This is a genomic window from Bacillus sp. SIMBA_031, from assembly GCF_046535225.1.
In the GTDB taxonomy this organism is placed as follows: Bacteria; Bacillota; Bacilli; order Bacillales; family Bacillaceae; genus Bacillus; species Bacillus velezensis.
This window is the reverse complement of record NZ_JAWRXC010000005.1, coordinates 177,272-195,495: the sequence shown is the minus strand read 5'-3', so window position 1 is coordinate 195,495 and position 18,224 is coordinate 177,272. Positions and strand designations below refer to the sequence as shown.

General features: G+C 48.2%; 18 protein-coding genes. 7 read left to right on the top strand and 11 right to left on the bottom strand.

Annotation, left to right across the window (positions count from 1 at the left end; all coding sequences use genetic code 11):
• The first annotated feature begins 15 nt into the window (after window positions 1-15).
• From nfsA to SB724_RS14855, 3 genes are all read left to right on the top strand, one after another.
• A complete protein-coding gene (gene nfsA, locus SB724_RS14865) occupies window positions 16-762 on the top strand; it encodes an oxygen-insensitive NADPH nitroreductase (protein ID WP_265973360.1) in 747 nt (248 codons plus the stop codon).
• Window positions 763-922: 160 nt separating this feature from the next.
• The gene (locus SB724_RS14860; protein WP_032872887.1) at window positions 923-1,798 is read left to right on the top strand and encodes a TetR/AcrR family transcriptional regulator; all 876 of its coding nucleotides are present in this window, start codon (window positions 923-925) and stop codon (window positions 1,796-1,798) included.
• Window positions 1,799-1,815: 17 nt separating this feature from the next.
• Complete coding sequence (locus SB724_RS14855; protein ID WP_410564632.1) at window positions 1,816-3,240, top strand: MDR family MFS transporter; 1,425 nt, start codon at window positions 1,816-1,818, stop codon at window positions 3,238-3,240.
• Between the two features lie 41 nt (window positions 3,241-3,281).
• Here SB724_RS14855 and SB724_RS14850 read toward each other — a convergent pair whose 3' ends face one another.
• Genes SB724_RS14850 through SB724_RS14835 form a run of 4 tightly spaced genes read right to left on the bottom strand, consistent with a single transcriptional unit; the run spans window position 3,282 to window position 6,890 of the window.
• Window positions 3,282-4,226 (bottom strand): siderophore ABC transporter substrate-binding protein, encoded by a 945-nt coding sequence (locus SB724_RS14850; RefSeq protein WP_007609406.1) that lies wholly within the window; start codon window positions 4,224-4,226, stop codon window positions 3,282-3,284.
• A 21-nt stretch (window positions 4,227-4,247) separates the two neighbouring features.
• Window positions 4,248-5,006 carry an iron ABC transporter ATP-binding protein gene (locus SB724_RS14845; protein ID WP_265973359.1) on the bottom strand — a complete coding sequence of 253 codons (759 nt, stop codon included), beginning with the start codon at window positions 5,004-5,006 and terminating at the stop codon, window positions 4,248-4,250.
• Complete coding sequence (locus SB724_RS14840; RefSeq protein ID WP_014416905.1) at window positions 5,000-5,947, bottom strand: iron chelate uptake ABC transporter family permease subunit; 948 nt, start codon at window positions 5,945-5,947, stop codon at window positions 5,000-5,002. Before SB724_RS14840 ends, SB724_RS14845 begins: the two co-directional genes overlap by 7 nt.
• Window positions 5,937-6,890, bottom strand: a complete 954-nt coding sequence (locus SB724_RS14835; RefSeq protein ID WP_032872883.1) for an ABC transporter permease — start codon at window positions 6,888-6,890, stop codon at window positions 5,937-5,939. Before SB724_RS14835 ends, SB724_RS14840 begins: the two co-directional genes overlap by 11 nt.
• A gap of 413 nt (window positions 6,891-7,303) precedes the next feature.
• Between SB724_RS14835 and SB724_RS14830 the strand changes: the two genes are divergently transcribed.
• The gene (locus tag SB724_RS14830) at window positions 7,304-8,668 is read left to right on the top strand and encodes an aspartate kinase (protein ID WP_007609394.1); all 1,365 of its coding nucleotides are present in this window, start codon (window positions 7,304-7,306) and stop codon (window positions 8,666-8,668) included.
• Between the two features lie 79 nt (window positions 8,669-8,747).
• Entirely contained in the window at window positions 8,748-8,858 is a 111-nt protein-coding gene (locus SB724_RS14825; protein ID WP_369719092.1) for a YjcZ family sporulation protein, read from the top strand.
• Window positions 8,859-9,006: 148 nt separating this feature from the next.
• Here the strand turns inward: SB724_RS14825 and phrC are convergent, their stop codons facing one another.
• From phrC to yclJ, 4 genes are all read right to left on the bottom strand, one after another.
• Window positions 9,007-9,126 carry a phosphatase RapC inhibitor PhrC gene (phrC, locus tag SB724_RS14820; RefSeq protein ID WP_003156334.1) on the bottom strand — a complete coding sequence of 40 codons (120 nt, stop codon included), beginning with the start codon at window positions 9,124-9,126 and terminating at the stop codon, window positions 9,007-9,009.
• On the bottom strand, window positions 9,110-10,258 hold the full coding sequence (locus SB724_RS14815; protein ID WP_029326229.1) for a Rap family tetratricopeptide repeat protein: 1,149 nt from the start codon (window positions 10,256-10,258) through the stop codon (window positions 9,110-9,112). The genes phrC and SB724_RS14815 overlap by 17 nt, the downstream gene beginning before the upstream one ends.
• A 152-nt stretch (window positions 10,259-10,410) precedes the next feature.
• A complete protein-coding gene (yclK, locus tag SB724_RS14810) occupies window positions 10,411-11,844 on the bottom strand; it encodes a two-component system sensor histidine kinase YclK (protein ID WP_265973357.1) in 1,434 nt (477 codons plus the stop codon).
• Window positions 11,831-12,514, bottom strand: coding sequence for a two-component system response regulator YclJ (yclJ, locus tag SB724_RS14805; protein WP_014416901.1), 684 nt, complete (start codon window positions 12,512-12,514; stop codon window positions 11,831-11,833). Before yclJ ends, yclK begins: the two co-directional genes overlap by 14 nt.
• A 212-nt stretch (window positions 12,515-12,726) precedes the next feature.
• On the opposite strand from yclJ, the gene SB724_RS14800 reads away from it, so the two are divergent.
• Together SB724_RS14800 and SB724_RS14795 are read left to right on the top strand one after the other, a co-directional pair.
• Entirely contained in the window at window positions 12,727-14,154 is a 1,428-nt protein-coding gene (locus tag SB724_RS14800) for an ABC transporter permease (protein WP_410571726.1), read from the top strand.
• Window positions 14,155-14,168: 14 nt separating this feature from the next.
• The gene (locus tag SB724_RS14795) at window positions 14,169-14,852 is read left to right on the top strand and encodes an ABC transporter ATP-binding protein (RefSeq protein ID WP_088461437.1); all 684 of its coding nucleotides are present in this window, start codon (window positions 14,169-14,171) and stop codon (window positions 14,850-14,852) included.
• A gap of 103 nt (window positions 14,853-14,955) precedes the next feature.
• On the opposite strand, the gene SB724_RS14790 is transcribed toward SB724_RS14795, so the two are convergent.
• The 3 genes from SB724_RS14790 to SB724_RS14780 are packed head-to-tail and all read right to left on the bottom strand — an operon-like array spanning window position 14,956 to window position 18,217.
• Window positions 14,956-16,302: an MmgE/PrpD family protein gene (locus tag SB724_RS14790; protein WP_410571724.1), complete on the bottom strand. Its 1,347-nt coding sequence runs from the start codon at window positions 16,300-16,302 to the stop codon at window positions 14,956-14,958.
• Window positions 16,299-17,450 (bottom strand): M20 peptidase aminoacylase family protein, encoded by a 1,152-nt coding sequence (locus SB724_RS14785; RefSeq protein ID WP_410571722.1) that lies wholly within the window; start codon window positions 17,448-17,450, stop codon window positions 16,299-16,301. Before SB724_RS14785 ends, SB724_RS14790 begins: the two co-directional genes overlap by 4 nt.
• A 17-nt stretch (window positions 17,451-17,467) precedes the next feature.
• Window positions 17,468-18,217, bottom strand: coding sequence for an amino acid ABC transporter ATP-binding protein (locus SB724_RS14780; RefSeq protein ID WP_014416896.1), 750 nt, complete (start codon window positions 18,215-18,217; stop codon window positions 17,468-17,470).
• Window positions 18,218-18,224 lie beyond the last annotated feature (7 nt).

The window sequence follows — 18,224 nt, the reverse complement described above, 5'->3', positions numbered from 1 at the left end:
GAAAGGATGAATGACATGAACGAAGTCCTTCAATTATTAACAGACCACCGTTCCATCCGCAGCTACACAGATGAACCCGTATCGGATGAACAGCTGGATCTTATCATCCAAGCCGCTCAGGCAGCGCCGACTTCCATTAACGGCCAGCAATTTACCGTTATTGCGGTGAAAGATAAGGAGCGGAAGAAAAAAATATCCGAATTGGCGGGCGGCCAGCCGTGGATTGACCAAGCGCCGGTTTTCCTTTTATTCTGCGCTGATTTTAACCGCGCCAAAATTGCGCTTGAAGAATATAATGATACACAGCTTGAGATCACGAACGGTTTAGAATCCGTTCTAGTCGGAGCCGTAGATGTCGGGATTGCGCTGGGTACGGCAACGGCTGCGGCTGAATCAATGGGACTCGGCACTGTGCCGATCGGCGCCGTGCGCGGCAAGCCGGACGAACTCATTGAATTGCTGAAACTTCCGAAATACGTTTTCCCGGTTTCCGGTCTCGTCATCGGCCATCCGGCAGACCGCTCCGCGAAAAAACCGCGTCTGCCGCAAGCAGCCGTTCTGCATCATGAAACGTATCAAGAAGAAGATTTAAGAACACATATCGAGGCCTATGACAAGCAGATGTCCGAATACATGAAAAAACGCACCGACGGACAGGAAACGAGAAACTGGTCACAAGGCATCACCTCCTACTATAAGCAGCTTTATTATCCTCACATTCGTGAAATGCTTGAAAAACAAGGGTTTAAGACGGATAAATAAGCGGATCAGCCTGCCGGAACACTCCGGCAGGTTTTTTCTATTTCTCAAACAAAAGCGTTGACACTATGTAAAAATTTTTGTTAATATTTTCATCATATACTCATTGGTTTCCTGTGAACCGATGGGTTTTCTATTGTGACGAAAGAAGGAATCTGGGCTTATGAATGATAAGAAAACGGATATTCTGCTGGCGGCAAGGAAGCTTTTTTCCGGGAAAAGCTTTTCGTCGGTTTCGATGCAGGCGATCGCAGAGGAGTGCAAAGTCTCCAAAGCGTCTTTATACAAACTGTTTGAATCAAAGGAAGACCTGCTCCTGGAGCTGCTCGATTTTAACCAGAAACAGATGGTAGCCGCCGCTTCATTATTGAATGAAGAAACAAGCCTCTCCCCTGAGGAACGGTTTGCCAAAAAACTGATGGCTGAGCTTGAAGGCTTCAGGCGCAATCAGCAGTTTTTTAATATGCTGATGTACGGAAGCCCCTCTTCCATTAATGAGCGGGTAAAACGGCATATTCACAGGGCCCGCTCCACCTTTATCTGCTGGCATCGCGATTCACTGATTCAGACGTACGGCGAAGACATTATTCCTTATGTATGGGAGCTGGTGATCGTCCTGCAGGGGCTCCTGAGAGAATGCATCACGCTGATTAAGCTGGAAAAAGAACCGCTCGCCCTGGAGCCGCTCACGGAGTTTATCATCCGCCATCTCAATCTCATCGTCGAAAACAGGACAACCGAAACCGCTTTGCCTCAGGAGATGATTGACCTTTATATCGCCTCCGCTTCCTCATTTGAGCCGAAAGACAAAACCGTATTGCTGGCTGAAAGCCTGAAGGAACTGAAAGAAGCGGTCTCAGTCCTTCCGGAGGAAAAATATGACGTCGCAGGACTCGCTTCCGCGGCGGCTATGCTGGAGAAAGAATCAGCGGACAAACAGCCGCGGGATTTTCTTATAAAAGCGCTCATCGGTTATTTGGAGCAGGCCGGACCGCTGCACCAGCCGCTTGCAGCCGTTAAAACATTGCTCAAACTATAAAGAAAGAAGGAATCAGCTTGAATAAGAGTATTGAAACTGCACCATACAAACGCTCTGTCATTGTCGGGATTCTTTTGGCGGGAGCGTTCGTCGCCATTTTGAACCAGACACTGCTTATCACGGCGCTGCCGCACATTATGAATGACTTCAATATAGACGCCAACAAAGCACAATGGCTGACAACATCGTTTATGCTGACGAACGGGATTTTGATTCCGATTACCGCATTTTTAATAGAGAAATTTACGAGCCGCACCCTCTTGATTTCCGCCATGAGTATTTTCACGGCGGGCACCATTGTCGGCGCATTCGCCCCGAACTTTCCGGTGCTCTTAACGGCCCGGATTATTCAGGCGGCCGGCGCCGGAATTATGCTGCCGCTCATGCAGACGGTATTTCTCACGATTTTCCCGATGGAAAAGCGCGGCCGCGCCATGGGTATGGTCGGCTTGGTTATTTCGTTCGCGCCGGCGATCGGCCCGACGCTTTCCGGATGGGCGGTCGAAGCATTCTCTTGGCGGTCTTTGTTTTATATCATCTTCCCGATCGCGGTCATCGATTTGCTTTTAGCGATTATTCTGATGAAAAACGTCACGACATTACGAGAAACACAGATTGATATTTTATCCGTGATCTTATCGACCCTCGGATTCGGCGGCCTGCTTTACGGCTTCTCAAGCGCCGGTTCATCAGGGTGGACCAGTGCTGAAGTGCTGACTTCGCTGCTTGTCGGAGCGGCCGCGCTGATTTTCTTTATCGCAAGACAGATGAAGCTCAAAAAACCGATGCTGGAATTCCGCGTGTTTTCTTTCGGGATTTTCAGCCTGACCACCCTGCTCGGAACGCTTGTCTTCGCGCTGCTGATCGGAACGGAAACCATTCTTCCGCTTTACACGCAAAAAGTCCGAGGCGTATCCGCGTTTGATACCGGATTAATGCTTTTGCCGGGCGCGATTGTGATGGGAATGATGTCTCCGTTTATCGGCCGGGTGTTTGACAGAATCGGCGGAAAAGGCCTTGCGATGACCGGATTCTTCATCATCCTGCTCACGTCCCTGCCGTTTATGAATCTGACAAACTCGACGTCTCTCATTTGGATTGTCGTCGTTTATACCGCGCGGCTTTTGGGTACAGCCATGATTATGATGCCGGTGACGACAGCGGGAATCAACGCCCTGCCGCGCCACTTAATTCCGCACGGCACAGCCATGAACAATACCGTCCGCCAAGTCGGCGGTTCTATCGGTACGGCGCTTTTAGTTTCCGTAATGAGCAGCCAGGCCGCACACGCCAATGCGTCAACTCCGGGAAACGCCGCCCTGCACGGTATGAATGCGGCATTTGTCGTAGCCGCCTGCATCGCGCTGGCCGGCTTCCTCTTATCTTTTACATTAAAGAAAAAACCGCGTCAGCCCGAGCAGCAGCAGGCCGTTACGCGGTAAACCAAAAAGAACCCGATCACGTATGTGACCGGGTTCTTTTTTTACTTCTCGATTCCGTCTTTTACTTCTTTCACCATCTGAGCCATGGATTCCAGGCCGCCTCCTGATAAATACCATGTAGCTGAATCAAGGTAGACAACATGGTTGTTTTTCACGGCTTTCACCGATTTTACATAATCATTTTCAACCACTTGTTTTGTTGAAGATTTTGTGCCGATCGCTGTTCCGCGGTCAACGACAAACATGTAATCAGGGTTTGTTTTGGCGATATATTCATAGGAAATGCTTTGTCCGTGCAGTGAGGCTTCGATGTTTTTGTCAGCCGGTTTGACGCCGAACACATCATGAATGAAGCCGTATCTTGATTTAGATCCGAACGCGCTGATTTTGCCGTCGTTCGCCATCACCACTAACCCGTTTTTATCCGTGCTGCTTGTCTTTTTCTTCAGATCGGCAATGGATTTGTCAATTTTCGCAAGCTTATCTTTCACTTCATTTTCTTTGTTGAAGATTTTGCCGATCACTTCGGTGTTTTGCTTGAATCTGTCAACGTAGTTTGTATAGTCATCATCAAGATAAATCGTCGGCGCGATTTTTGAGAACTCTTTATAAGAATCAGATTGTCTGTGGGCGATAATGATTAAATCCGGATCAATATCCGCGACTTTTTCAAAATCCGGTTCTTTTAAACCGCCGGTATTGGCGTATTTATCACTTTTATATGAAGATAAGTATTTTGGAAGGTTTTGTTTCGGAAGTCCCGCCACGTGATCCTGTAAACCGAGTTCATCCATCGTGTCCAGCATTCCGAAGTTGAATACGACGACTTTTTTCGGATTCTTCGGCACTTTGACTCCTTCTTTGTTCAGATCATCTTTGATTGTGATTGTTTCTTTTGATTTGCCTGATGTTTTGTCCCCGTTTCCGCATGCAGAAACAACAAAAATCGTAACGAGCGCAATGAATAGCAATGCGAATTTTTTCATGATTTTCACCTCATCTGGTTTTTAAGAAAAGTACACACCGATCCGCTGACTGTCAATCTCTTGAATCGGGATGGTCATATCATAAATATCTTCAAGCACGGAGGTTTCAATGATCTCCTCCGCCGGCCCTTCTTTGACGATCCGTCCGTTTTTCAGTGCGACGATATGGTCTGAATATACGGATGCGAAGTTGATATCGTGAATCACTACGACGACCGTTTTTCCGAAGTCTTCCACAAGCCGCTTCAACAGCTTCATCATTTCAACGGAATGCTTCATATCTAAATTGTTCAGCGGCTCATCGAGAAAAATATAGTCCGTATCCTGAGCGATGATCATCGCGATAAATGCCCTCTGGCACTGGCCTCCGCTGAGCTGATCAAGGTATTTATCCTTTAATTCATCCAGCTTCATATAACTGAGGGCCTGGTTGATATGCACCCAATCTTCATCCGTCAGTTTCCCTTGGGAATACGGAAATCTGCCGAAGCTGACCAGGTCTTTAATCGTCAGCCTGATATTGATTTGGTTCGTCTGCTTCAAGATGCTGATTTTTTTTGCCAGATCGTTGCTTTTGCAGGCCCCGATCTCTTGCCCGTCGACCGTGATTTCCCCGGAATCCGTCTTAATCAGCCGGCTCATGATAGACAGCAGCGTGCTTTTTCCCGCGCCGTTCGGACCGATAAATGAGGTGAGCCTGCCCTTTTGAATGGATAGAGACGTTTTCTCAAGGACGGTTTTCCCTCCGTATTGTTTGCTTACATTTCTGACCTCTACCATGATTTATTCTCCTTTAACAGCAGATAGATAAAATAAATCCCGCCGGCAAAATTAATGATGACGCTCAGCGTCGTGGAAAACGTGAACACTTTCTCCACGACGAACTGGCCCCCGACGAGCGCGACGATGCTGATCAGGACAGAACCCGCGATTAAATACGTGTGCCTGTAGGTTTTTAAAAACTCTCTCGCCAGATTGACGACAAGCAGTCCTAAAAACATAATCGGCCCGACAAGAGCCGTAGAGACAGACACAAGAATGGCGACGACAATGAGCATCTGTTTCACAAGCTTATCGTAATCAATCCCCAGGTTGACGGCGTGCTCCCTGCCGAGCGACAGCACGTCAAAAAACCGCGTGAACCGCCAGACATAAATGCCTGTCAGAAGAAAGACAGCACCGGCAAACCATAAAAGATCGGTGTTGATATTGTTAAAGCTGGCAAACATTTTGTCCTGAACAACCTGGAACTCATTTGGATCAATCAGCATCTGCATAAAGGATGACAGACTGTTGAACAGCGTGCCGAACACGACGCCGACAAGCAGAAGGAAAAACACGTTCCGCCCCTCGCCTTTAAACATGAGCTGATACAAAACGAGTGACAAGAGCACCATCAGCCCGACGGAGATGACGAAATTAAGATTTTTGTTCATCATGACGATATTCATTGAACCGAACAGGAACACGATGACGGTCTGAATGAGCATATACAGGGAATCGAGGCCTAAAATACCCGGTGTCAGTATGCGGTTATTTGTAATCGTCTGGAAGATGACCGTTGAAAACGCGATCGCTCCTCCGGTGAGCATCATCGCAAGCACTTTGAAGCATCGTCTCGGCAGGGAGTATTCCCAATTGCCCAGTCCGTAGAACAGAAAGAATCCGATACATATCATGGCGAGCGCCGCCAGCAGCGTAATTTTTTTATTATGACTCATATGCTTTTCTCCTTAACAGCATATACAGGAAGATGCCGCTGCCGATAACACCGACCATCAGGCCGATGGAAATTTCGTACGGGAAGATGATCACCCTTCCCAAAATGTCGCAAAACAGCACAAAAACAGCGCCCAGCAGAGCGGTGTGAGGCAGGCTGCTCCTCAGGTTGTCCCCTTTGTAAATCGACACCATATTGGGAATGATCAAACCGAGAAACGGCAGCATCCCGACGGTCAGGATCACCAGTGAAGCGATGAGCGACACGATAATCAGACCGATATTAACGACGCGTTTGTATTTCAGGCCGAGATTGACGGAAAAGCTCTCTCCCATTCCCGCCACCGTAAATTTATCCGCATACACATAAGCGATGATCACCAGCGGGATACTCAGATATAAAAGCTCATACCGGCCTTTGACGACCAGTGAGAAATCCCCCTGCAGCCAGGACGACAGGTTTTGGATCAGGTCGTATTTATATGCGATAAACGTGGCGACTGAACTGACGATGTTCCCAAGCATTAAACCGACGAGAGGAATAAAAATCGCATCATTAAACTTGATTCTCTCGAGGATTTTCATGAACAGGAAATTTCCCGCCAACGCGAAAACGAAAGCGATAGACATTTTCACAAGCGGACTGGCTGACGTAAAAAGCATTAATGAAATCAAAATTCCGAGCCTTGCCCAGTCCATCGTTCCCGCAGTCGTCGGCGATACAAATTTATTCCGGCTGATCTGCTGCATGATTAATCCGCAGATGCTCAGGCTCATGCCGGCGATGATAATGCTCACCAAACGCGGCAGCCGGCTGTCAAACAATGTACCTGCCTGTTCTTTATTTAAATGAAAAATATCCAGCGGCGACAAATCTTCTACACCGATAAATATAGAAGTACACGCCAAAACCGCCAGTAGCAAAAGTAAGTAACGTAGCTTCATGCTGCCTCCCTGCACCCATCACAAACGGTATGACTGATTGCCAAACAACTCCCATATACCCCACTCGTAATGATTATCATTATCAACGACAATTATAATCTTATCATCTTTCCAAGCGCAGTCAATACAGTTTTGCTTTCAAAAGCGGTCATCCGCGGGCCGTACACTAAATTGTCTTACAATCAGTCTATCAAGAATTTGCAGGATTTTCTATAACCTTCATTTGGCTGCTTATCATTTTTTGCACATGATGACACGCTTGAGGGAAACAAATCTGACAAACAGCGGCAAAATTCCTTCATGAAAATACAAATGTTCTCTCCACGTAGAAAAAATCCTTGATTTACATGTTTGAAAGAGAGATAATAAAAATTAAATTTGTGAGAAAATTTAAATATTAGGGGATGTAAATCATGAAAGTTGTAAAATTCGGAGGCAGCTCTCTTGCGTCAGGAGCCCAGCTTGAGAAAGTGTTTCAAATCGTGACGGCTGATCCCGCGCGGAAAGCCGTCGTCGTATCGGCACCGGGAAAACGCTTCTCGGACGATACAAAAGTGACGGATCTGTTAATCCGCTGTGCGGAGCATTATTTGCAAAAAGGTGCAGCGCCCGAGCTTGCCGAAACGGTCATTGAACGGTACGCAGCCATCGCGCGTGAGCTGAACCTGGATTTCTCTATTATAGAGAGAATCCGCAGTGACCTATTCGCTCTCTTAAACAGCTGTAAAACCAATCCCGAACAATATATGGATGCGGTGAAAGCGAGCGGCGAGGACAACAACGCGAAGCTGATCGCAGCCTACTTCCGACGGCAGGGCGTGAAAGCGGAATACGTAAGTCCGAAAGAAGCGGGGCTGTTTGTGACGAATGAACCCGGAAGCGCGCAGGTGCTCCCTGAGTCTTATGATCATTTGTACCGCCTGAGAAACCGTGAAGGCTTGATCATTTTTCCGGGATTCTTCGGTTACACGAAGGAGCATGAGATTGTGACGTTTTCCCGGAGCGGTTCTGATATTACCGGCTCCATTCTCGCCAGCGGCTTAAAAGCCGACTTGTACGAAAACTTTACTGATGTGGACGCCGTCTATTCCGTCAACCCGTCAATCGTGCGGCATCCGAAAGAAATTAACGAACTGACGTATCGGGAAATGCGTGAGCTCTCCTATGCCGGATTTTCCGTTTTTCATGATGAAGCGCTGATTCCCGCATTTCGGGCCGGCATCCCCGTTCAGATTAAGAATACGAATAATCCGGATGCGAAAGGAACACGCGTCGTCAGCAGCCGTGACAATACGAACGGGCCAGTCATCGGCATCGCAAGCGACACGGGCTTTTGCAGCATTTACATAAGCAAATATTTAATGAACCGGGAAATCGGTTTCGGCCGCAAAGCCCTTCACATTTTGGAGGAAGAAGGATTGACGTATGAACACGTTCCATCCGGTATTGACGACATCACGATCATCCTCCGGCACAATCAGATGGACTCAGAACTGGAACACAGGCTCGTCACCCGTCTGAAGCAGGAACTTCAAGCAGATGAAGTCACAGTCAGGCACAATCTGGCGCTGATTATGGTCGTCGGAGAAGCGATGCGCCATAATGTCGGCACAACCGCCAGGGCATCCAAAGCACTGTCGGAAGCCGGCGTCAACATCGAGATGATTAATCAAGGGTCATCGGAAGTCAGCATGATGTTCGGAGTGAAAGAAGAACAGGAAAGACACGCGGTGCGGGCACTGTATGACGAATTTTTCGCCGGAGTCTTACTCTCATAGGACACCGCCTCTTTTTTCTCTTGTCCACTAATATCCCTTACAAAGCAGCTTCTTTTACATATTGTATGGTATAGACAATATGGAGGTGAAGCTCATGTCAGGATATTCTGGAATCAGCTCTTTCGCTTTGATCGTTGTTTTATTTATCCTGTTGGTTATTGTAGGTACTGCCTATGTTGGCGGTTTCTAAGCATCGCTCCGTCTATATGAGGACGCTGCGGGTTTTGACCTGCGGCGTTTTCTTTTATTTTCCGCCGCTGTCCGAGTCCGGACGCGCAAAAAAAGACTGCCGGGAACATTCCCATGCAGTCTTTTCCTTTGTTCAGGCTATTTTCTTCTCACGTCATTCCTCTTTCAGCTACATGGAATTCAGCCTGATCTGTCTGGCCTGCTCCTGTCACTGTAAAAATCGCGGCGGCTGCTAAACAAATAACAAACCATTTAGATTTCAATTTCATACAAACCCTCACTCCTTTGTATTTGTTTCCTTGCCTCTTCGACTTTCAGAAAATAGTCAGAAGAAATCTTAAAGCAATTTTGTTCATAGTAATATTTAGCTGCTTCTAGTGCTAAATCCTCTATATCGGCGTATAAATTTTTATCTTCCAGGTAACTGAAACACGCGCTGATTGTTTCCTCATCCGGTTTCGCCTGATACAGAGCCTGCAGCCATTCGAATTTTACCGTGTAAACGGGATCGTCTGTTTCTTTAGCATATTCATATCCCCGCTTGTGATATTCCGACGCTTTTTCTTTTTTTCCGAGTTTAAAGTAAATGAGTGTGATTAGAAAATATGCTTGAGGAAGAGAATTGACGATTCTTTGTGATTCAAATGTATCAACCGCCCGTTCAAAGTACGGAATCGCTTCGCCGATGCGGTCCTGATTGTAGTAGCACAGTCCGAGGTTATACAGCGCCCTCCCGACAAGCTGCGCTTTTTGTTCTTTTTCGGCCATTTGCAGAGCGTGCTGAAAATGTTTGGCCGCCTGTTCAAAGCGCCTTTCATCCATTAAATTGACGCCGAATACAAAATGGCATTGAATGATCCGGACGTTGTATGTGTCCTGCTCTACGTAAATTTCATAAGCGTTTTTTATATGTATCAAAGAAAAATACGTTTGTTTCATATGATAATAAGCTTCGGCCACTTTAAAATAAAACTCCGCCCGTTCCACATGGTCCGATACGAAGGCCAGTTTTTTCTCAGCTTGTTTATAATATGTAATCGCTGAGATAAATTCTCTTTTATCAAATTCAAACATGCCTTTGAAAAAGTTGACGTAATAATCGAGAAGCCCTTTGAGGCCGGCCTGGCTGTTATCAATGTTATCAAGAATTTCCGACAGGGTCGGCTGGTCTTCTATCTTCAGTTTTTCCAGCGGCTCCAAGTAGTCCAGCATCAGCTGATGGCGAAATTCCATGAGGGAATAATAAAGCACTAAGTTCGAATCAGGCTCCATATGGTCAAGCTCTTGTTTGATCTCGGCCTTCAAGATCTCCGCATCCGGCACGCTGAATGTTCTGATGTATCGATACCACTCGTTAATTTTCTGCCCGACTGCTGAAGAAGGAATTAACCCGCTCTTCATTCCTTCACCCTCCCCATCCAAGACCTGTTTACCAGTTATTTTATCACGTTTCCGTCTCTTTCCATCCCGAAAAACACGCAAACTTTGTTTCGGCAGAGCGCAATTTTCCGAGTGGAGTTAAAACAGACGGCGGCCAGACGGGACCGCCGGTTTCAAGATGATTCATTTTTCGTATTCAGCGGAAGGCGGATTGTAAAGGTCGTGCCTTTCCCTTTTTCGCTGTCAATATCTATCGTGCCTTTGTGCATTTCGACGAGCTGCCTGACGATGGAAAGGCCGAGTCCGTATTCGCCGTATGCCGTATTCGTCCGGGACACATCCGCCTTATAAAACCGCTCCCATATATGCTCAATTTCCTCTTTGGAGATGCCGATCCCGGTGTCTTCGATTTCAATCACCGTTTCTTTATAGCCTTCATACCCGCGCAGCGTGATGTCTCCCTTTTGCGTAAATTGAATGCTGTTTTTCGTGATGTTGACGAGAATCTGGATCAGCCTGTCATAATCGGCGAACACTTTGACGCCGTCCTCCACTTGAATCCGCAGCTGATTTTGTTTTTTCTCCGCCTGCTGATTGAGATGCTCTTTAATAATTTCAAACACCTCGATGAGCGGCAGACTGAGCTTGTCCAGTTTGATTTGCTGGGATCTGATTTTTTCATAATCCAGATTTTCTTTCACGAGCCTGAGCATCCGCTTCGTTTCTTCGCTGATCAGCGAGAAGCATTTCTCTTTATCTTTTTCCGGGATGGTGTTGCTGTTAAGCCCCTCCACAAGTCCGTTAATGGTCGTCAAAGGCGTTCTCAGCTCATGGGAGACATCGGCGATAAATTGGCGCCTCCGTTTTTCCAGGCGGTCAATCTGCTCTCTCGATTGCTTCAGATTTTTGGCCATGGTGTTGAAATCGGACGCCAGCATGCCGATTTCATCGCCGCCGCTGTTCTTGAGCGAAATATCGTAATCACCGGATGCCACTTTTCCGGTCGCATCCCGCAATGTCTGAATCCGCTTGACGTGAAATTTAGATAAAAGCCAGCTCAGCAGAATCGTGATGATAAGGGTGCTGATGATCGCGTAAATCATATAGCGGTTGACCTGGCTGATCATCTGCTCGACTCCTCTGACTGGAGACACGAGCAGCACCGCGCCTTTAAATTGATCGTTGATAAAAAGCGGTTTTGCGACAAGCGATACTTCCAAGCCTTCCGTATTAAAACGGTTCATCTCCGCTCTGATCTGAACGGTTTTCCCTTGCTTCAGCATGTGCCACTCTTTACTTTTCAGCTTCTCGCGCGGCGGCATATCGTCAGGAAAAAAGTAAGGCCGCTGATGTTCATCAAAAATAATAAACCTGGTCTCGCGCGTTTTTAACATGTCCTGATACGGATACAGGCGGCGCAGATCAAGATCGCGGCCGTTCAGCTCACTTGTGATCTGCTGCGCGTAAGAAGACAGCTCATCCACTTTATTTTGATACGCAAAATCTTTCACAAAGTGCGAAAACAGGGAAATGATGATGAAAAAGGCCAAAATCAAAATGCTGACATGGCTTAACAGCAGCTGATATAAGTATTTAATCCTCATCAAATTTGTATCCTACCCCCCACACCGTGTATAAAAACGGTTTTTCGTCACTGGACAGTTTTTTGCGCAGCCGTTTAATATGAACATCAACCGTACGTTCATCGCCGTAAAATTGATAGCCCCACACCTGCTCAAGCAGCTGCTCTCTCGAAAAGACCTGGCGCGGATTTTGTGCGAGATAAAAGAGCAGATCGAATTCTTTCGGCGTCAGATTCTCGACAGGTTTTCCGTGCAGAAACACTTCCCGCGTCTTCTTATTGATTGAAAAACACGCCGTTTCGATCAAGTCGTCGCTTTTTACGGCCTGCCCCGTCGCCCGGTATCTTCTGATCACCGCTTTAATCCGCGCTACTAGTGTCAGCGGGCTGAACGGCTTGGTGACATAATCGTCGGCCCCCATTTCAAATCCGATCACCTGATCAGACTCCGTGTCCTTTGCGGTCAGCATAATAATCGGCACACTGCTCGTCTCTCTTATTTTCCGGCAGATCGTCACTCCGTCCATGGATGGAAGCATAATGTCCAGAATGACCAAATCCCAGTCCTCTTCCGTGAACCGCTGATAGCCTTCCACTCCGTCATGGACAAATTCGGCTTCAAACCCTTCTTTAAAAAAGAACATTTCCGTCATGGTGCATACGCTTATATTGTCTTCTATCATTAATATCTTCATTGGTTCCTCCGCTTATCTTGACGCTTTTTCTTATAATAGCACCATTTTACTCGGATGTTTTCGGGTTTCACAATTGTTAGTTTTTATTTCATCACCCGGAAATAGTTTGTTCATATTTTTTTCATACATTTCTCCTACTATATACATATCGGATGACCGGTGCTAAAGAAGGCCGGTTTTACAAGATCTGACACCCACACGGAGGAACAGACATGAACTTTATAAAAAGAGCCTTTTGGAGCATGAAGGAAAAAAAGGGAAAAACATTTTTGCAGCTGGTTGTGTTTTCAGTGATTTGCATTTTTGTCCTGTCCGGTCTTACGATCCAGTCAGCGGCAAAGAAATCAAGCGAACTGGCAAGGCAGCAGCTCGGCGGGAGCGTCACACTCCAGGCTGACCGCCAAAAGCAAATGGCGCAGCAGCAAAAAGACGGTGAAAAGAGGACGTTTGAATCAACGCCGATTTCCGTCTCAGATGCCAAGAAGCTTACATCTTTACAGCATGTTAAAAATTACAACTTCCTCACGACAGCGTCAGCAAATGCAGAAACCTTTGATGCGATAAAAAGCTCAGGCGAATCAGCCAGTTCCGGCGCCGGCCGTTTTCAAGGCGGCGGAAGACAGATGATTTCAGCGGATATCTCGATCGAAGGCGTGCTCTCTACGGCATTGCTTGATGATTTCACAGGCGGGAGTTCAAAAATCACTGACGGCCGCGCCATCACAAAAACAGATGCGGACGCAAAAGTCGCCGTGATTAATGAAACGCTGGCAGATCAAAATAAGCTGAAAGTCGGCGGCTCCATTACCGTTTCCTCAGCAGCGGATGATTCTGTGAAAACGAAGCTTAAAATTGTGGGAATCTATAAAACAACATCATCAGGAGACGATCAGGCACAGCATTTTTCATTCTTAAATCCTGACAATAAAATCTATACGCCTTACACCGCCGCGGCGGCGTTAAAAGGGTCTGATTACAAAAACAAAATCAGCTCAGCCGTTTATTATATGGATGATGCAAAATATATTGACTCATTCGTTGCGGCTGCGAAAAAAACATCCATAGATGATAAAACCTACACGCTGACGACAAATGATCAGGTGTATCAGCAAATGGCCGGCCCGATTGAAAATGTCGCGTCATTTTCTAAAAACGTGGTATACCTTGTATCCATCGCGGGTGCAGTCATTCTCGGGTTGATCGTGATGATGTCGATCAGGGAACGTAAGTATGAAATGGGTGTCTTGATGGCGATCGGCGAAAAGCGCTGGAAGCTCATCGGACAATTCTTAACGGAAATTCTGGTTGTCGCCGTTATTGCCATCGGGATCGCATCCGTCACGGGCAGCCTTGTGGCGAATCAGCTCGGAAATCAACTTCTTTCCCAGCAGGTCAGCTCAGCCGATGATTCACAGCAAACAAGCGGCTGGGGCGGAGGAGAAATGCCGCGGGGAGGCGGCATGTTCGGTCAGCATTCATCCGGCGCGGATGTCATCAGTACAATGCAGGTAAACGTCTCGCTGAATGACCTTCTGATTCTTGGCGGGATCGGCGTCGCAATTGCCGTCATCGCCACATTACTGCCGTCTGTATCAGTCATGCGGCTTCACCCTAAAACGATCCTGACCAAGCAGGAATAAGAGGAGGCAGCATAATGAGCCTATTAACCTTTCAACAGACCGGCTACTGGTACCAAGACAAATCACAGCCGCTGTTTCAGAATATAACGATCAGCTTTGAAAAAGGGAAGTTTTATACAATTGTCGGCGCCTCCGGGACGGGGAAAACAACGTTTCTGTCTCTGGCGGGCGGCCTTGATACACCTAAAGAGGGAAGCATCCTTTATAACGGAGAAGACATCTCCAAAATCGGATTAACCAAATTCAGAAATCAATATGTCTCTATCGTCTTTCAATCTTATCATCTGATCCCGTATATGACAGCGCTCCAGAATGTCACAACGGCGATGGAGATCACCGGCTCTAAGGAGAACAACAAAGATGCGTTCGCGCTCAGCATGCTGAAAAAAGTCGGCATCACCGAACAGCAGGCCCGTCAGCGGGTGCTGACATTAAGCGGCGGACAGCAGCAGCGCGTTTCAATTGCGCGGGCTTTCTGCTGTGACACGGATTTGATTTGCGCGGACGAGCCGACGGGAAATCTCGACGAGGATACGTCAAAGGAAATCGTCCGGCTCTTTCAGGATCTGGCGCATAAAGGCGGCAAATGCGTCATCATGGTGACGCACGACGAACAAATCGCCAAAGTTTCGGATATCAACATCCGCTTATCAAGAGGAAGTTTCACGGTCAAAGAAAACGGCACGGCCGTTTCCTGATACCGCGCCCCTGCCAGCGCAGACAGGGGCGCACCCTATATCCCCCTATTCAATAGAAGTGAACGTAAAAAGAGCGAGGGCTGCATCCCCTCGCTCTTTTTATTTATATCAGCTGTAAATAACGGTCAATATTTGATTGTCCGGCTGCTTTGATCAATTCTTCCGCCTTTTCCTCTTCCCCCGGCAAAGCGAGCCGGAGTTTGTCTTTAATGTCTTTTTCAGAAAGACCGTTTCCCGGCGCTCCCTTCGGACAGTCGATACGTGTTTCATAGACATGACCGCCGGAAGCCGTGACCCGTACAATTGTAAAACGGCCCTTCGGAACGGCGTTGTCAGCCGGCTGAATTTGGTCATCACAGCTGCGGTGAATCCGCTCAAATCCTTTTTGAAGGGATTCCGGAATCGGCTCAGATGTGAAATGTTCAACTGAAAAATCCTTACCGTGCAAAGCTAAGGTGATCACATATTCCACGCTGAATCTTCCCGCTTCGCCTGTTTTCGGACGCCGTTCTGTCAATGCGGCGTCCCCGCCCGGCGGAAAAATCACGTCGATCCGTTCCGTTTGGCCGAAAGTGAGACCATGTTCGGCCTTCAGCTTCAGAATGGCGTCCGCTGCATGATGAGCCGCCGAGCAAAACGGATAAACCTTAAACCAAAGTCCCGGGCTCACAATCCGCCAAGGGTTTCCCCACCCGTTTACAAGCAGGGTTTCTGCCCGTTCAAGATCGCCGTACAGTCCGAAAAAACCTTTCTCCCCGTCGAGCGCATGAACTGAGCCGCCGAAACCGGCCTTTGCAAGCTTTACGGCGAACAATCCGGCTTGAGCGGCCAGTCCGGCGTGGAGCGGCTTCATTTCTGTCCCGAATTGCACTCTCATGCCTCCGGAACGGGCAGCCGCAAACCCGATTGCTTTCTGCAATTGGGTTTGATTCAGATTCTCCGCGAATCCGACGGCGCATGCGGCCGCAATGGCACCTAACGTTCCTGTATTGTGCCAGCCTTTCTCGTAATGATGCCTTCCAGCTGACTCGCCGAGCCGCGCCATCACTTCGATTCCCGTCACATAAGCACCGAGAAAGCGGCTCTTGTCTATCCGGCCGGCTGATGCGGCTGCAATCAAAGCCGGAAGGATGACTGCGCTCGGATGTCCTCTTACATCAGAATGAACATCGTCAAAATCAAGCGCATGTGCGATGAATCCGTTAATGAGCGCGGATTGGGACGGCGTGGTTTTTTGATTTCTGCCGATAAGCGGCGCTATCGGCGCCCCGCCTTCTTCTTCGGCCAGTTTTACCAGCTTTTCAACTCCTTTATCCCGTCTCCCCGCAAAAGCTGCCGCTGTAAAATCAAGCAGTCCTTTGCGCGCTTCTTTCATCGCTTCAGCGGATGTTTCCGGCACAGACGACATGACGGCCTGAGCAAGCCCGGCCGTCAGATTTTCCGTATTCATTCCGTCTGCTCCAATACGTTGACGGCAAGCCGGGCGAAAAACTCAGCCGCTGCCGGGAGCGCTTTTTCGTCGAGTGTGAAGGCGGGATGGTGCCATTCTTCCGTTCCGTTTGTTCCCATCCAGACGAAGAAGCCGGGGATTTTTTCTTGATATAACGCGAAGTCTTCGCCGCCGGGCGACTGTTCTGCCCGAACGGTCTGAAGCCCAAGATCTTCAGCCGTTTGTTCCGCCGCCTGTATGAAACGGGCGTCGTTCATCACTGACGGAAGGTAAGGATACCAGCGGAATTCGGCTTCTGCCCCGAACCCGGCTGCGATTCCTTCGGCAACCCGCTTCATATGTTTCGGAACAGCGTCACGCGCTTCTTTTTGAAACGTCCGGACGGTGCCTTCCATTTCAACATGGTCCGGGATGACATTCCAAGAGCTGCCGCCTTGAACTCTTGTGATACTGACGACGGCATTATGAAGCGAGCTGATATTTCTGCTGACAACCGATTGCAGGCCGCCGATAATCTGCCCTGCCGCCTGAATCGGATCAATGCTGTTATCAGGGATTCCGGCGTGGCCGCCTTTTCCTTTAACGGTGATTTCAAAGCGGTCGACACTCGCCATCAGCGGGCCTTCTTTCAGACCGACCGTGCCGACGGGGAGGTCAGGTTTGTTATGCATGCCGAATATCGCCGATACACCGTCAAGCACGCCGGCTTCAATGACCTGTCTTGCTCCGGCGGCGATTTCTTCCGCGGGCTGAAAAATAAACCGCACCGTTCCTTTCAGCTCATGCTTTCTCTCATTTAATAAAAAAGCCGTGCCGAGGATAGATGCCGTATGGAAATCATGGCCGCAGGCGTGCATCACGCCGCTGTTGCGCGAAGCAAACGGAAGGTTTGTTTTCTCTTCGATCGGCAATGCGTCGATGTCTGCTCTGACGGCGATGACGGGGCCGCTTTTGTCTCCTTTGATTTCAGCGATCACTCCGGTTTGAAGTTTCGGCATATCAAGAACCGTGATTCCTTCTTCCTCCAGCCAGCGGCGGATTTTATTCGTCGTTTCGAATTCCTCGCCTGACAGCTCAGGGTGTTCATGAAGGTCGCGGCGGATATTGATTAAACGTTTGTTTAATGATTCATACGTTTCATTTGCCATTTCTTCTTCTTCCCTTCTTAGACAAGTTCGGCGGGCTCTCCCACTTGCTTAATGAATTTTTTCGTCCGTTCGTTCTGCGGATTGTCAAACAGCTCTTCCGGCGTTCCCTGTTCGATGATGCGTCCGTCTGCCATAAAAATAACTTTGTCGGCCACTTCACGAGCAAAGGCCATCTCATGCGTGACGATGATCATGGTTGTCTGTTTTTCGGCAATTGATTTGATGACTTGGAGCACCCCGGCTACAAGCTCAGGGTCAAGGGCCGAAGTCGGTTCATCCAGTAAAATCGCGTGAGGATCAACGGCCAAGGCGCGCGCAATCCCGATCCGCTGCTGCTGCCCGCCCGACATCGTAATCGGGTAGCTGTCCGCTTTGTGTTCTAAACCGACTTGCCGCAGCAGATCCATACCGATCTGTTCCGCTTCTTTTTTCGGTTTCTTTTGCGCGGTGATCAGCGCCTCTGTCACATTTTGCAGGGCGGTTTTGTTTTTGAACAGGTTGTAATTCTGAAACACCATCGCCGTCTGCTGGCGAAGCTTATGAACGTCTTTGCGCGAATAGGACGATGCATTCAGTTTTGCATCACCGATTTCAATGATTCCGTCATCCGGGCGCTCCAGCAGATTCAAACAACGGAGGAGCGTTGATTTTCCCGAGCCTGACGGGCCGATGATGGCCGTGACTTCGCCGCTTTTGATCTCAAGATCGATCCCGTCAAGTACGGTAAGGTCTTTAAATGCTTTTCGAATATGTCTGACTTGTATCATCCTGAGC

Coding starts and splice junctions, on each gene's coding strand:
- nfsA (WP_265973360.1), top strand. CDS start 16: ATGAACGAAGTCCTTCAATTATTAACAGACCACCGTTCCATCCGCAGC.
- SB724_RS14860 (WP_032872887.1), top strand. CDS start 923: ATGAATGATAAGAAAACGGATATTCTGCTGGCGGCAAGGAAGCTTTTT.
- SB724_RS14850 (WP_007609406.1), bottom strand. CDS start 4,226: ATGAAAAAATTCGCATTGCTATTCATTGCGCTCGTTACGATTTTTGTT.
- SB724_RS14845 (WP_265973359.1), bottom strand. CDS start 5,006: ATGGTAGAGGTCAGAAATGTAAGCAAACAATACGGAGGGAAAACCGTC.
- SB724_RS14840 (WP_014416905.1), bottom strand. CDS start 5,947: ATGAGTCATAATAAAAAAATTACGCTGCTGGCGGCGCTCGCCATGATA.
- SB724_RS14835 (WP_032872883.1), bottom strand. CDS start 6,890: ATGAAGCTACGTTACTTACTTTTGCTACTGGCGGTTTTGGCGTGTACT.
- SB724_RS14830 (WP_007609394.1), top strand. CDS start 7,304: ATGAAAGTTGTAAAATTCGGAGGCAGCTCTCTTGCGTCAGGAGCCCAG.
- SB724_RS14825 (WP_369719092.1), top strand. CDS start 8,748: ATGGAGGTGAAGCTCATGTCAGGATATTCTGGAATCAGCTCTTTCGCT.
- phrC (WP_003156334.1), bottom strand. CDS start 9,126: ATGAAATTGAAATCTAAATGGTTTGTTATTTGTTTAGCAGCCGCCGCG.
- SB724_RS14815 (WP_029326229.1), bottom strand. CDS start 10,258: ATGAAGAGCGGGTTAATTCCTTCTTCAGCAGTCGGGCAGAAAATTAAC.
- yclJ (WP_014416901.1), bottom strand. CDS start 12,514: ATGAAGATATTAATGATAGAAGACAATATAAGCGTATGCACCATGACG.
- SB724_RS14800 (WP_410571726.1), top strand. CDS start 12,727: ATGAACTTTATAAAAAGAGCCTTTTGGAGCATGAAGGAAAAAAAGGGA.
- SB724_RS14795 (WP_088461437.1), top strand. CDS start 14,169: ATGAGCCTATTAACCTTTCAACAGACCGGCTACTGGTACCAAGACAAA.
- SB724_RS14790 (WP_410571724.1), bottom strand. CDS start 16,302: ATGAATACGGAAAATCTGACGGCCGGGCTTGCTCAGGCCGTCATGTCG.
- SB724_RS14785 (WP_410571722.1), bottom strand. CDS start 17,450: ATGGCAAATGAAACGTATGAATCATTAAACAAACGTTTAATCAATATC.
- SB724_RS14780 (WP_014416896.1), bottom strand. CDS start 18,217: ATGATACAAGTCAGACATATTCGAAAAGCATTTAAAGACCTTACCGTA.